Origin of the sequence: Pseudoruegeria sp. SHC-113 (assembly GCF_025376885.1) — a bacterium.
GTDB lineage: Bacteria > Pseudomonadota > Alphaproteobacteria > Rhodobacterales > Rhodobacteraceae > Pseudoruegeria.
Genome location: NZ_JAHUBR010000001.1, coordinates 2,911,102 through 2,924,438 on the forward strand (window position 1 = coordinate 2,911,102; position 13,337 = coordinate 2,924,438).

A 13,337-nucleotide genomic window follows, 5' to 3' on the forward strand; every position below is an offset into this window, starting at 1 on the left:
TTGGTAAACGGCGTTGAAAGCGGCCGTGCGCAGGCTCTCAGATCGGCAGCAGCCCTTGGGAGAGCGCCGTCACCACGGCGTGGGTGGTGTTCATCGCGCCAAGTTTCAGGCGGGCGCTTTCGATGTAGCTGCGCAGGGTGTTTTCGGAGATGCAGAGGCTGTCGGCCACCTGCGCGCGGTTCAGCCCCAACGCCAGAAGGCGCAGCGCATCGGTTTCGCGCGGGGAGAGCGGTTTGCGCGGGGCTGTTGGCGGCGTGTGGGGGGCCTGCGCCTCGGCCTCGATCCGCAGCGCCGTCTGGTTCAGGAAATGCGACAGCAGCAGCAGATCATGGGCATGGGCCGAGATGAAAGCCTGCCAGCTTTGATCCGAACAGCTGTGGTTCACGGTGAAAATGGCAAACTGCCCGTTGGGCCCCCGGATCGGCACCGAGATCCCTTGGGTGCCCACACCGCTGGCCAGCGCCTCCCCGTGGAAGGCGCGCACGGCTTTGGGGGCCCAGTCGAGGCGCTTCCATTCCACCGGGGTAAAGCCCGAGAAACAGGCCCCCACGACCGGATCGATCCGGGCATAGCCCTGCGCCACATAGTCGGCAACCCAGGCATCCGAATAGGTGAGCACCGCGTATTGATCGCCGGTGGAGTTGAGCGAGTGATAGACGACGTGATCGGTCTGGAAGAGATCCCGCAGGTCCTTTACAGCCTCCTGCAAGCGGTCATGCGTTCGGGCGCCGGAAAGGCCCTCGATCTGCTCCATCACTGGTACGTTCATCGGCGGCTCCACCCCTTGCCCCCTGACCGATGCCCTGACCCCGCCCGCGTGCGGCCGTTCCGGCTGGCTGGCGCGATTGCGCGGCCAGTTCCCGCTGCGCCGTCTGGCGCGCCGCTTCAAGCTGCTGGCCCAACGCCTGCAGATCATTCTGGCAGGCGAAGTTCCGCAGGTCCGTCAGAACATCGATGATCCAATCGTTCCGCATCTTAGACATTCATTCAGCCGGGTTAACGAAGGGTTAAGGCCAAAGCGGAAGACCCGCTTTGGCACAGGGTGGAGGGCCAGATCTTCTGGCTGGAGTGAGCGAACGTGCCCTTTGGTCCGCGACGCGAGCCATCGGGCTGAGAAAAGCCTAGCACGCTGGGCGCGCGCTTCGGAATTCGCCGTTTCCACCCCGGTAGAAATGGTGGGGCGCCCCTCTGTAAGCCTTTGATATGAAACAAGCCGCCAAAAGGAAAACCGGCGGACTGCCGCTGCAGACCGCCGGTTTCTTTAGGTCACGAGGGAACGCGACTCTTCGCGCCTGCTTTACTTCGCTTCCAGCGCTTCCTCAAGGGTCCGCAGACCGGTGCGCGGCGCTTGCACCAGCACCGACATATTGCCCGGCAAGTGCTCGTTTTTACGCATCTTCGTATGCGCCTGCGGGATCTCCGCCCAGGGGAACACCTCGGACATGCAAGGGTCCAGACGGCGCTCCACCATCAGACGGTTGGCCGAAGCAGCCTGGCGCAGGTGGGCAAAGTGGCTGCCCTGAATGCGCTTCTGGTGCATCCAGACATAGCGCGCATCCATCGTCAGGTTGTAGCCGGTGGTGCCGGCACAGATCACGACCATGCCGCCCTTCTTGCAGACGAAGGTCGAAACCGGGAAGGTCGCCTCACCGGGGTGTTCGAAGACCATGTCCACGTTCACGCCCTTGCCGGTGATCTCCCAGATCGCCTTGCCGAACTTGCGCACCTCGTTGAACCACTCCTTGTATTCCGGCGTGTTCACGGTGGGCAGCTGGCCCCAGCACTTAAAGTCCTTGCGGTTGATCACGCCTTTCGCGCCAAGGCTCATGACGAAATCGCGCTTGTCTTCCTCGCTGATCACGCCGATCGCATTGGCACCTGCGGTGTTGATCAACTGGATCGCGTAGGAGCCAAGGCCGCCAGACGCGCCCCAAACCAGCACGTTCTGGCCCGGCTTCAGCTCATGCGGGTGGTGTCCGAAGAGCATCCGGTAGGCGGTGGCCAGCGTCAGCGTGTAGCAGGCGCTTTCTTCCCAGGTCAGGTGCTTGGGGCGCGGCATCAGCTGCTGGGCCTGCACGCAGGTGAACTGTGCAAAGGAGCCATCCGGCGTTTCGTAGCCCCAGATGCGCTGGCTGTCGGAGAACATCGGATCGCCGCCGTTGCAGTGCTCGTCGTCGCCATCGTCCTGGTTGCAGTGGATCACGACCTCGTCGCCCACTTTCCAGTTCTTCACCTTGTCGCCAACGGCCCAGACGATGCCCGAGGCATCGGAGCCCGCGATATGGAAGGGCGCGCCGTGCACGTCAAACGGGGAGAGCGGGATGCCGAGGCCAGCCCAGACACCGTTGTAGTTCACGCCGGCGGCCATCACGAGCACGAGCACTTCGTGGCTGTCGGGGCGCGGCACATCGACCACTTCCTGAAGCATCGCCTGCTCGGGCTCGCCGTGGCGCTCGCGGCGGATCGCCCAAGCATACATCTTCTCGGGCACGTAGCCCATCGGGGGGATCTCCCCGATTTCGTAAAGGTCTTTCTCGGGCGCGTCGTAGGGTGCGATCGCCGAATTCGTATCCAGTGCCATGCGAGCCTCCTGTTGGGTCAAGTTGTGCCGCAGCGCAGAATCGCGCGGCGCTTGATCATGGAATACCGACGGCTTTGTAATTATGCAACCTCATTGAGGTTATTTTTGTAATTTTATGACCCAGCAACTGCAGAAATTACTGCGGCAGCGCAGAAAAACCTGCGCCTGAAAGCAGTTGCCCCACACCTGCGGCATAGAAATCCAGAAGGGCGCGTTCCTCAGGGTTGGGGACAATCCCCGCATCGCTTTCCAACAAGATCCGCCGCAGCAACAGGATTCGCACGCCCATCTCCGCCGCCATGACAGCATCGCCGCGTGGCAGTTGGAGCGGGAACCCCTCCGCCTTCAGCTGTCCTGCAAGCTGCTGGACGCGGGCCGTCACATCCTCGGGGCTCAGTGGCCCTTGTGCCGTCGCGACCGTGTATGCGACGAGCGGCACCGGGGGCATCGGCATGCCCTGCCCGATCCGCTGCATCAGTTCCCGGCCAAGGCTGCGCGTCAGATCGCCGCCTGCACGGGTTTCCGCGTGAAGATGGCGAAGGGAGAGCGGGCTGCCAAAGCGCACCGCCGCGTAGCCGAAGCGGTGAAACCGCCCGGTGAGCTTGAAGCGCAACTGGCGCAGGAGGAATCCGAGGCTTGCAAAGAAGCCGAACCGGAAGCGGCGTTCCCCTGCGGCCTGCGCTTCGGTCAGGATCCTGTCCTCCAGCACCCGATCGTAGTTCAGCGAGACCGGCACGAAGACGACGTCTTTTCCTTCCGGATCGAAATCCGACACGATGTAGCTCAGAATGCCCAGCTTGGCCGGGCGCATCTCGCCCGAAAGGCTCAGGCCCCCTTCCGGGAACACGGCCTGCGTGACCCCGCCCTTGGTGGCCAGTTGCACGTAGCGCTCCAGCACCTTGCGATAGAGATCGTTGCTGTTTTTGCGCCGGATGAAATAGGCCCCCATGGCCCGGATCAGCGCCGTAAGCGGCCAGACGCGCGCCCATTCCCCCACCGCGTAAGAGAGCGCCGAGCGTTCGGCGGCGAGATAGGTCACCAGCACGTAGTCCATGTTGGAGCGGTGATTCATCACGAAGATCACCGTGGCGTCCTTGTCGATCCCCTTTAGTGCGGATTCATCTGCGCTGGAGGTGCGCACGCGGTAGGCCGTCTGCGAGATGAAGCGCGCCAGCCGGATGGCGAAGCCGAAATAAGCGGTGGCCGAGAAACGCGGCACGATCTCGCGCGCGTAGCGTTTGGCGGTTTCAAAGCCCACGTTCTCCGGCACGCCATTGGCCTGCGCCCAGGCACCTGCGGCCTCGATCACCTCCGGGTCATAGATCAGCCGCTGGATCATGTCGTGGCGGCGGGCCAGCTTGAAGGGTTGGATCGGGCGTTCCAGACGGGTGTTCAACTGGGCCACCGCGCGCTCCATGCGGCGGCGGAAAAACCAGCGCACACTGGGCAGCAGGAAATGGCTCAGCGCGGTGACCGCCGCGAACAGCAGGATCAGGATCAACAGCCAGAGGGGGATCTCGACGGTCTGGAACATGGGCCACCCTTGCGCAGAAAACAGGCACGGCAAACAGCTATTGCGCGACAGGGGCAAGGCGAGGCGAGATTTTCCTGGCCAGCGTTGCCGAAATGCGAATGCCCGCTGCGCGGCGGCGCGCCATCTGCTATGCAGTTGCAGAAAATTTCATGACGCTGCGCCGCAGCGAATTGACAAGGTAACGAAATTCCAAGTATCAACCTTTGAACGGAATAAAATTACCCAACGCGAATCCGCGAGGCCCCGATGACCGAGACCCAGAAAGATCGCCCCTGGCTCTTCCGCACTTATGCCGGCCACTCCACGGCCAAGGCATCCAACGCTTTGTACCGCACCAACCTGTCCAAGGGGCAGACGGGGCTTTCGGTGGCCTTCGATCTGCCAACGCAGACGGGCTATGATTCCGATCACGAGCTGGCGCGCGGCGAAGTGGGCAAGGTTGGCGTGCCGGTGAGCCATCTGGGCGACATGCGCACCCTGTTTGACGAAATCCCGCTCGAACAGATGAACACCTCCATGACGATCAACGCCACCGCCCCCTGGCTGCTGGCCCTCTATATCGCGGTGGCCGAGGAACAGGGCGCCGATGTCAGCAAGCTGCAGGGCACCGTTCAGAACGACATCATCAAGGAATACCTGAGCCGCGGCACTTACGTGTGCCCGCCCAAGCCGTCGCTTCGGATGATCACCGATGTGGCCGCCTACACGCGCGAACACCTGCCCAAGTGGAACCCGATGAACGTCTGTTCCTACCACCTGCAGGAAGCGGGCGCGACGCCGGAAGAGGAGCTTGCCTTCGCGCTGGCCACCGCCACGGCCGTTCTGGATGATCTGAAAGGCAAAGTGCCGGCAGAAGCCTTCCCGCAGATGGTAGGGCGGATCTCCTTCTTCGTGAACGCGGGCATCCGGTTCGTCACCGAGATGTGCAAGATGCGCGCCTTCGTAGAGCTGTGGGACGAGATCTGCCAGGAGCGTTACGGCGTCGAGGATCCGAAATTCCGCCGCTTCCGCTACGGCGTTCAGGTGAACTCGCTCGGGCTGACAGAGCAGCAGCCGGAGAACAACGTCTACCGGATCCTGATCGAGATGCTGGCGGTGACGCTGTCGAAAAACGCCCGCGCCCGCGCGGTGCAGCTTCCGGCGTGGAACGAGGCCCTCGGTCTGCCGCGCCCGTGGGATCAGCAATGGTCCCTGCGGATGCAGCAGATCTTTGCCTATGAGACGGACCTACTGGAATACGGCGATCTCTTTGACGGCAACCCGGCGGTGACGAAGAAGGTCGAGGCGCTGAAAGAGGGCGCGCGGGCCGAACTGGCGCAGATCGACGCGATGGGCGGCGCGGTGGCCGCGATCGAATACATGAAATCGCGCCTTGTGGAGAGCAACGCGGCTCGGATCGGGCGCATCGAAGTGGGCGAAACCACTGTTGTGGGCGTGAACCGCTGGACGGAAGCCGCCGAAAGCCCGCTCACCTCGGGCGATGGTGCGATCATGGTGGCGGACCCGGAAGCAGAGGCCGACCAGATCAACCGGCTCACCGCATGGCGCGAGGCCCGTGACGAAGCCGCCGTTCAGGCCGCACTGGCAGAGCTGCGCACCGCGGCCGCTTCGGGCGCAAACGTCATGCCCGCCTCGATCAAAGCCGCCAAGGCCGGGGCGACGACGGGCGAATGGGGCGACGTGGTGCGCGCTGCCTTCGGCCAGTACCGCGCACCCACCGGCGTGTCGCGCAACCCCTCCAACCGCACCGAGGGGCTGGAAGAGATCCGCGCGCAGGTCGATGCGGTGTCCGACAAGCTCGGCCGTCGCCTGAAATTCCTCGTCGGCAAGCCGGGGCTCGATGGCCACTCCAACGGCGCCGAGCAGATCGCCGCCCGCGCCCGCGATTGCGGGATGGACATCAGCTATGAAGGCATCCGCCTCACGCCGGGCGAGATCGTGGACGCCGCGAAGGCGGAGGAGGCCCATGTGGTGGGGCTGTCGATCCTGTCGGGTAGCCACATCCCGCTGATCGAGGACCTGATGGGCCGCATGCGCGCTGAGGGGCTTTCGCATGTGCCGGTGATCGTAGGCGGGATCATCCCCGATGCCGACGCCGAGCGCCTGCGCGCCATGGGTGTGGCTCGTGTCTACACGCCGAAAGATTTTGAGCTGAACCGGATCATGTGCGACATTGTCGGCATCGTAGATCCAACAGCCGTGGCCGCCGAATGACACATCGCCTTTCCGGGCTTCTCGCCCTGCCGTTCCTCGCCCTGCCCTTCGCGGGGCAAGCGCAGGAGTTGCCGCAAGCTCTGACCGAAATCATCGACGCGCGCGCCGCCGATTGCGCGGGTTTTGAGAACGGTGAGCTGGCCGTGGAGCGCGGTGCCGTGAGCCGGGTGGACCTGAACGGCGACGGGGAACGGGATGCGGTGCTGGACGAGAGCTACCTAAGCTGTTCCTCGGCGGCGAGCCTGTTCTGCGGCACCGGCGGCTGCATGGTGAACTTCCTGATCGGCGACACCGTGGACACGCGACTCGCCAAGGGCTGGGAAGCGGTGCTCTTCGGTCCCTTCACCGTGGTCCTGACGCAGGTGCATGGCACCGAATGCGGCGGGACGGGCGTGAACACCTGCGTTGAAGCGCTTGTGTGGGATGAGGAGCGCAAGGCCTTCAATACGGTTTCGGACGCTTTGGAATAACCCACTTTCGTTGAAACAGCTTCGCGTCACGCCGCCCTGAGCGCGCTTGCAGCGTAGGCCCTGCCGCGTCATACCCGTAGGCAAAGGCAAACAGCGGAGCCATACCATGACCATTCATATCGGGGCCCAACCGGGCGATATTGCCGAAACCGTCCTGCTGCCGGGCGATCCCTACCGCGCGAAATGGGCGGCGGAATCCTTCCTGAGCGACGTGAAGCTCGTCAATGAAGTGCGCGGGATGCTCGGCTTCACCGGCACGTGGAAAGGCAACCGCGTGACGATCCACGGCTCCGGCATGGGGATGCCGAGCCTGTCGATCTACGCCAACGAGCTGATCCGCGATTACAACGCGCAGACGCTGATCCGCATCGGCTCCTGTGGCGGGATGCAGGAGAGCGTGAAGGTGCGCGACGTGATCCTCGCGATGACGGCCTCCTCGATCTCCACGCCCTCGCGCGGGATCTTCAAGGAGTTCCAGTTCGCCCCTTGCGCCGACTGGTCCCTTTTGCGGGCCGCTGTTGGGGCCGCCGAGGCCAAGGGCACGCCGACCCATGTGGGCGGGATCTATTCTTCCGATGTGTTCTACGACGAACGCCCAGACCTGAACGAGCAGATGACCCGCCACGGTATTCTGGGTGTGGAGATGGAAGCCGCCGAGCTTTACAACCTCGCCGCCCGCCACGGCCGCCGCGCTTTGGCTGTGCTGACCGTATCGGACCACCTGATCACCGGCGAGGCGCTGCCCTCGGATCAGCGTGAAAAGAGCTTCGGCGACATGGTGGAAATCGCCCTTGAGGCGGCCTTTGCCTGACAAGGGTCCGGGCCCTTGCGGGCCCGGGATTTCTTGCCTCCGGCGGGGATATTTTTGCCAAGATGAAAGGGCTTAGAGCCCATGGCTGCCGTCGTACCCATTGGGCGGCGGCGGCGCCCAGCCTTGCAGGCTGCCCTCAAGGGGGGCGAGGATTTCCACGTTGAGCGAGAAGCAGGCGGCGGCGTCGCTTGAATGCTGGTCGCCACAATCGCCTCCCGGGCAGGCCGAGAGCGCGCCCAACAGATCCTGTTCGGCGAAGAACTCAAGGTAGTCCCCCGGGCGCACCGGGCTTTGCTTCATGAAATACTGGCCCGTATCGCGGGTGAAGCCCGTGCACATGAAGACATTGAGCACGTCATGCACCAAACGCTCCGCTTGGGCCGGTGGCAGGCCGGTTTCGCTTGCGAGCGCGCGGGTGAGATTGGAGTGGCAGCAGTGGTGATACTGCCTGCCTGACAGCAAGTTGTGGGTGTAGGGATCGCAGCGGGTGCCGATCACATCGTGCACCGCGCCGCCGTAGGCGTCGAACCCGTACCAATCGAGCGTGTCATGGGTGATCGTGGCGAGCGGGCGCAGGTGGGGGAAGCTGGACCACATGCGATCCCCTGTGGAGAGGTGGGTGCCGTGGAGCGCGCGCGTCTTGCCGGAATAGAAACGCTCGTTCAGATCCTGCGCGTTCCAGAGATTGAGATCGCCCACCTGCGGGCCTTCCACGGAATGGATGCGGAAGAAATGCCCAGCGGGCACCTGAAAGCAGCGGGCTTCGCGCGCAGGGACAAGCACCTCCTCCACGCGCGTCAGCGTTTCACGTGTGCGGCCATAGAGCGCCATGTCGGGCTTTGGCAAGGTGTCCACCGGATAGCAGATCACCGGGGCCACGGCCTTGCGGGCGGCGGCGTCCGCAGGGGCTTGGGTTTCGGGCGTTTCGGGTTTCATCTCACCTCCGGCTGCTTTCAGCGGAGTTGACCATGCCCCCTGCCCCGCATCAAGCGTTGCGCCCGGCTTGCCGCCCGGAGAAGAGGCAGCCACCGAGGAAAGTGCCTTCGAGCGCGTTGTAGCCGTGGTAGCCGCCGCCGCCGAAGCCCGCGACCTCGCCGGCCGCGTAGAGCCCGGCAAAGGCGTTGCCATCGGGGCGCAGCACTTGGCCTGTCAGATCGGTGTGCAGCCCGCCGAGCGATTTGCGGGTGAGGATATTGAGCTTCACCCCGATCAGTGGCCCGGCGGCGGGATCAAGGATGCGGTGCGGCTTGGCGGTGCGGATCAGGCGATCGCCCCGGTAGGCGCGCGCGCCCCGGATGGCGGTGATCTGGGCGTCTTTCGAATAGGGGTTCTCGATCTGCGCGTCGCGCGCCTCGATCTGGGCGCGGATGCGGGCGGGATCGAGCGGCGCATTGGGCGCAAGCGCGTTCATGCCTTTGATCAGCGCATCCAGATCCTCCGCCACCACGAAATCCGCGCCATGGGCTTTGAAGGCCTCCACGGCGGGCGTCGCCCCCTTGCCGAGGCGCTGTTTCAGCACCTGCCCCCATGTGCCGGAGGTGAGATCGGGGTTCTGCTCGGAGCCCGAGAGCGCGAATTCCTTCTCGATGATCTTCTGGGTGAGGATGAACCAGCTGTGTTCATGCCCTGTCGAGAGGATGCGTTTGAGCGTGCCCAGCGTGTCGAACCCCGGCAGGTACGGTGCTTCCATGCGCGCGCCATTGCCGTCAAACCACATGGAGCTTGGGCCGGGCAGGATGCGGATGCCATGGTTGGGCCAGATCGGATCCCAGTTCTGCAGCCCTTCGGTGTAGTGCCACATGCGATCGGCGTTGATCACGGCAGCACCCGCGGCTTCGGCGGTGATCTGCATCTGGCCGTCCACGTAATCCGGCACGCCGGCGACCATGAAATTCGGGGCCTTGCCGAGGCGGCCTTCGGGCCAGTGCTTGCGCACCAGATCGTGGTTGCCGCCGATGCCGCCCGTTGCGATCACCACGCTTTCGCCCGTGTAACGGAAGCTGCCGGTGACATCGCGATTGGTGGAGGCGCCGCGCCCCTCGCTTGCTTCGGCGAGGATCTCGCCCTCGACGCCTGTCACCTGGCCGCCTTCCACGATCAGATCGCGCACCCGGTGGCGGAAGCCGAAGGTGAGCTTGCTCGCTTGTGCCGCCTCATGGGCCAGCGCCGCGAAGGGTTTCACGACGCCCGTGCCGGTGCCCCATGTGATGTGGAAGCGCGGCACGGAATTGCCGTGTCCGTCGGCCAACGCGCCGCCGCGCTCGGCCCAGCCCACAACGGGGAACCAGCGCATGCCGAAGCCCTGCAACCAGGGGCGCATCTCTCCTGCGGCGAAATCGAGATAGGCTTCGGCGAAGGCTTTGGGGTTGGCGTCCTCGGGCCGGTCAAACTGCGCGGAGCCGTACCAATCATTGGCGGCCAGCGCGCGGCTGTCCTTGATGCCCATGCGGCGCTGCTCGGGCGTATCCACCATGAAGAGCCCGCCGAGCGACCACCAGGCCTGCCCGCCAAGGCTTTGCGGGCCTTCCTGATCGAGCAACAGCACGCTGCGCCCGCGCGACACCGCCTCATGCGCGGCGACAAGGCCTGAAAGCCCGCCGCCGATGATGATGACATCTGCCGAGTGTTCCTGATGTGCCATGAGTGCCTCCCCCCTGTTGCGCAAAGCTTAGCCAGCAGGCCAATAGCGCAACAGGGCGGACGTGGCGTCAAGGGTGGCGGCCCGGCTGCGTGCCGGGCTTGCCTGTCTGCCTGTCTGCCTGTCTTAGATCACCACCACATCCAGCGGCGGGAAGCCGTTGAAGCCGATGGAGGCATAGGTGGAGGTATAGGCGCCGCAATTGCGGATGATGAAGCGATCGCCGCAGCGCAGGCCGAGCGGCAAATCCACCGGGCGCTTTTCATAGAGCACATCGGCGCTGTCGCAGGAGGGGCCAGCGAGGATGCAGGGGCCGGTGGCCTCGGCGGTGCGTTCGGTGATGAACTGGTAGCGGATGGCTTCGTCCATGGTTTCGGCGAGGCCGGAGAACTTGCCGATGTCGAGGTAGACCCAGCGGTGCAGATCGTCCTCGGATTTGCGCGACACGAGCAGCACCTCGGCGGCGATGGCACCGGCGGCAGCCACGAGGCCACGGCCCGGCTCGGCCATCACATGGGGCACATCGCCGAAACGCTCGGTGACCAGTTCCATCACGCGTGCGGCATAGGCGTCGGCGGCGTCGATTTCATCGCCGTAGAAGGCCGGGAAACCGCCACCGATGTTGAGCAGCGTAAGGTCAAAACCGGCTTTCTTCGCCGCATGCCAGGTGGCGGCGACCTGATCGAGGATCGGCTTCCACATGTCGGCGCGGCGGGTTTGCGAACCCACATGGAAGGAGAAGCCCACAGGCTCCAGCCCCAGCGCGCGGGCGCGGGCCAGCAGGCCAAGCGCGTGATCGCGGCCACAGCCGAATTTGCGGGTGAGCGGCCAGTCGGCCTCGGAAGCGTCCACGATCAGGCGGATATAGACCTGCGCGCCGGGGGCGTGCTCGGCGATTTTCTCCAGTTCCTGCCCTGCATCGGCGGCAAACAGGCGGATGCCAGCGGCGTGGGCGAAGCGGATGTCGGGGATCTTCTTGACGGTGTTGCCGAAGGAGATGTTCTCGGGCCGCGCGCCATGGGCCATGCAGAGCTCGATCTCGGCACGGGAGGCGGCGTCAAACCCGGAGCCAAGCTGCACGAGGCGCGCAAGGATCGCATCGGCTGGGTTGGCTTTCACGGCATAGTGGATATGGGCTTTACCGAGGCCGGTTTTCAGCAGGGTGTACTGCGCCTCGACGCGGTCGATATCGAGCACCAGCGTCGGGCGCTCAAATCGGTTGGCGAGGATGAAGGATTCGGCGGCCGTCAGATCGGACGCGGGGGCGAGAAAGGAAGGGGCTTCCGACAGGTCGGTTACGTGTACGTTCATGGTCATCTCCAATAGACCCGGCCATCACTATGACCGCTCAATTCCAAGGGAGACGTTACCGTCGCTACGTAACCGTGCGTTGGGCGCTAGGCCCGAGTCGCCGTGCCAGAGGCGCGTGCGTTGGCGTCATTGGTTTGCCATATGGGGTAAAAATTTTACCCTATCAAGAAAAAATTTCTCTCATACGTGCATTTCTCGTTCCAGTCGCTCCGGACTGTGTTCTGCTTGCCCTAGAGAGCTGTCTGCCGCAGAGATATCTTGCATTCTTTTGAGGGCTTTCGATCAGCCAAAAGCACATGCGCCGGTACCTAGATGAGTCTACTATTCGTTAGAACCATCGCCAAGAAGCGAACCTGATGTTTGATCGTCTTGTGGCAGCGTTCTGATCACGGTCGCGGCGGTTTCATCGAATTCCGCCTTGCCTATTGGCTATAAAAGCCTCTCGCCGCTTCTTGGGCGACCAATTCGTCTAATCGACCGTCTTTGATGGCCTGAGACAAGGTTACACGATCTTTCATGGCCTCGAATATAGACGGTACTCTACTGATTTGCTATAGAAACGGCGGGCCAGTCGGCCCGCCCGGTTGGAATCTAATAAAAGCGCGGGAAACGGGGAAAACTGCCCTTTGGCCCGCACAGGATACGCCAGCATCCTACCAACCTCCTTCCCGGCGACAGAGCGCCACCGGGTGCGCATGAGAGATTGTGCTGATTTAGGGCCGCCTGTGACTCTAGCCGGAGTGGGCGGCCCTTCCTGTTTCATCCTCGCCCCGAACGCCGGTCAGCTTTACGCCGGGACTCGCGACCAACAACATGGCCACCTCCTTCCAAATATGGTGCGAGCCGAGTCGCCCGCATCAACACCTTGCCCCAGCGACGAATAGACGTCAACCGCTATCCTCTACCACGAATGATTTATATACTTGTATACGCGCGAATGGGGGGTTAAAAGGGTGGAGGAGAAAGCATGGAGGTCGGTATGGCCAGACAGAGAAGCCCGCGTTACCCGTCCTATGCGGTTGGTGATGCGATTGATTATGCCCGCAAGATTTACAACGGTGACGGGATGCACCCAATGGATCGGGAGGTGGCTGTAAGGCACCTTGGATACACGAGCCTAAATGGCGCATCAGCTACCGCCCTCGGTGGTCTGAAGCAATATGGCCTAACCATTGATGCGGGCAAGGGAATGGTGAAGCTCACTGATCTTGCACTGGATATTATTGAACCGGTAGATAACGAATCGCGCGACAAGGCGATCCAGATTGCAGCGTTTTCCCCAGCCCTTTTTCATAGCCTTCGGGAGAGGTTCCCTGACCGAGCGCCATCACCTGAAAACCTTCGCGGGCATCTTATCCGGGAAGGGTTCACGAAGAGCGCCGTTCCATCTGTGATTGAGGCATATCTGGCGACCTGCGAATACGTGGAGAAAACGGAAGAACTCGAAAGTCATGGCATTGCAGAATCTTCGTCGGTAAACCCTGAAAAGAGTTCTGAATCGACAGGGGGGCAACAAATGATCGAGGGTGGCATCCACACCGAAACGCCGCAACCATCGCCGCCACCAGAAGTGGTAGAGGCACAGCTAAATAAGATTAGCGCAGAAATCGTTGGGGATCGGGTCAGGGTTTCCGGCTATCTTGATGCCAAGGGTCTCGGCCTCCTCAAGAAGAAAATTTCTGCGCTTGAGGCGTTTCTTGCGATAGACGCTGACCAAGACGACGATGAATAACTCCTAACCGGAAAACGGGGCCATTCTTTCGGGGGTGGCCCTTTGA

At 63.1% G+C, this 13,337-nt stretch carries 10 protein-coding genes; 4 read left to right on the top strand and 6 right to left on the bottom strand.

All coding sequences use genetic code 11. The annotated features are described in order from the left end of the window. Positions 1 to 37 precede the first annotated feature (37 nt). From KVX96_RS14260 to KVX96_RS14270, 3 genes are all read right to left on the bottom strand, one after another. The gene (locus KVX96_RS14260) at positions 38 to 769 is read right to left on the bottom strand and encodes a helix-turn-helix transcriptional regulator (protein ID WP_261195209.1); all 732 of its coding nucleotides are present in this window, start codon (positions 767 to 769) and stop codon (positions 38 to 40) included. A 528-nt stretch (positions 770 to 1,297) separates the two neighbouring features. Further along, positions 1,298 to 2,581 (bottom strand): crotonyl-CoA carboxylase/reductase, encoded by a 1,284-nt coding sequence (gene ccrA / locus KVX96_RS14265; RefSeq protein ID WP_261195211.1) that lies wholly within the window; start codon positions 2,579 to 2,581, stop codon positions 1,298 to 1,300. Positions 2,582 to 2,717: 136 nt separating this feature from the next. After that, positions 2,718 to 4,115 carry a 1-acyl-sn-glycerol-3-phosphate acyltransferase gene (locus tag KVX96_RS14270; protein ID WP_261195212.1) on the bottom strand — a complete coding sequence of 466 codons (1,398 nt, stop codon included), beginning with the start codon at positions 4,113 to 4,115 and terminating at the stop codon, positions 2,718 to 2,720. Positions 4,116 to 4,361: 246 nt separating this feature from the next. Between KVX96_RS14270 and KVX96_RS14275 the strand changes: the two genes are divergently transcribed. From KVX96_RS14275 to deoD, 3 genes are all read left to right on the top strand, one after another. Next, the gene (locus KVX96_RS14275; RefSeq protein ID WP_261195214.1) at positions 4,362 to 6,329 is read left to right on the top strand and encodes a protein meaA; all 1,968 of its coding nucleotides are present in this window, start codon (positions 4,362 to 4,364) and stop codon (positions 6,327 to 6,329) included. Continuing rightward, positions 6,326 to 6,799 (top strand): hypothetical protein, encoded by a 474-nt coding sequence (locus KVX96_RS14280; protein ID WP_261195216.1) that lies wholly within the window; start codon positions 6,326 to 6,328, stop codon positions 6,797 to 6,799. Before KVX96_RS14275 ends, KVX96_RS14280 begins: the two co-directional genes overlap by 4 nt. Positions 6,800 to 6,905: 106 nt before the next feature. Further along, the gene (gene deoD / locus KVX96_RS14285; RefSeq protein WP_261195217.1) at positions 6,906 to 7,610 is read left to right on the top strand and encodes a purine-nucleoside phosphorylase; all 705 of its coding nucleotides are present in this window, start codon (positions 6,906 to 6,908) and stop codon (positions 7,608 to 7,610) included. A gap of 72 nt (positions 7,611 to 7,682) precedes the next feature. Here deoD and KVX96_RS14290 read toward each other — a convergent pair whose 3' ends face one another. From KVX96_RS14290 to KVX96_RS14300, 3 genes are all read right to left on the bottom strand, one after another. After that, positions 7,683 to 8,546, bottom strand: coding sequence for an urea carboxylase-associated family protein (locus KVX96_RS14290; protein WP_261195218.1), 864 nt, complete (start codon positions 8,544 to 8,546; stop codon positions 7,683 to 7,685). Positions 8,547 to 8,595: 49 nt separating this feature from the next. Beyond that, entirely contained in the window at positions 8,596 to 10,251 is a 1,656-nt protein-coding gene (locus KVX96_RS14295; RefSeq protein WP_261195219.1) for an FAD-binding dehydrogenase, read from the bottom strand. A gap of 123 nt (positions 10,252 to 10,374) precedes the next feature. After that, positions 10,375 to 11,559: a type III PLP-dependent enzyme gene (locus KVX96_RS14300; RefSeq protein WP_261195221.1), complete on the bottom strand. Its 1,185-nt coding sequence runs from the start codon at positions 11,557 to 11,559 to the stop codon at positions 10,375 to 10,377. A gap of 967 nt (positions 11,560 to 12,526) precedes the next feature. Between KVX96_RS14300 and KVX96_RS14305 the strand changes: the two genes are divergently transcribed. Beyond that, positions 12,527 to 13,291: a hypothetical protein gene (locus KVX96_RS14305; protein ID WP_261195222.1), complete on the top strand. Its 765-nt coding sequence runs from the start codon at positions 12,527 to 12,529 to the stop codon at positions 13,289 to 13,291. Positions 13,292 to 13,337: the final 46 nt, after the last annotated feature.

What these genes read in the sequence shown, in the direction of transcription:
- KVX96_RS14260 (WP_261195209.1), bottom strand. Translation starts at nt 769, where the DNA reads ATGAACGTACCAGTGATGGAGCAGATCGAGGGCCTTTCCGGCGCCCGA.
- ccrA (WP_261195211.1), bottom strand. Translation starts at nt 2,581, where the DNA reads ATGGCACTGGATACGAATTCGGCGATCGCACCCTACGACGCGCCCGAG.
- KVX96_RS14270 (WP_261195212.1), bottom strand. Translation starts at nt 4,115, where the DNA reads ATGTTCCAGACCGTCGAGATCCCCCTCTGGCTGTTGATCCTGATCCTG.
- KVX96_RS14275 (WP_261195214.1), top strand. Translation starts at nt 4,362, where the DNA reads ATGACCGAGACCCAGAAAGATCGCCCCTGGCTCTTCCGCACTTATGCC.
- KVX96_RS14280 (WP_261195216.1), top strand. Translation starts at nt 6,326, where the DNA reads ATGACACATCGCCTTTCCGGGCTTCTCGCCCTGCCGTTCCTCGCCCTG.
- deoD (WP_261195217.1), top strand. Translation starts at nt 6,906, where the DNA reads ATGACCATTCATATCGGGGCCCAACCGGGCGATATTGCCGAAACCGTC.
- KVX96_RS14290 (WP_261195218.1), bottom strand. Translation starts at nt 8,546, where the DNA reads ATGAAACCCGAAACGCCCGAAACCCAAGCCCCTGCGGACGCCGCCGCC.
- KVX96_RS14295 (WP_261195219.1), bottom strand. Translation starts at nt 10,251, where the DNA reads ATGGCACATCAGGAACACTCGGCAGATGTCATCATCATCGGCGGCGGG.
- KVX96_RS14300 (WP_261195221.1), bottom strand. Translation starts at nt 11,559, where the DNA reads ATGAACGTACACGTAACCGACCTGTCGGAAGCCCCTTCCTTTCTCGCC.
- KVX96_RS14305 (WP_261195222.1), top strand. Translation starts at nt 12,527, where the DNA reads ATGGAGGTCGGTATGGCCAGACAGAGAAGCCCGCGTTACCCGTCCTAT.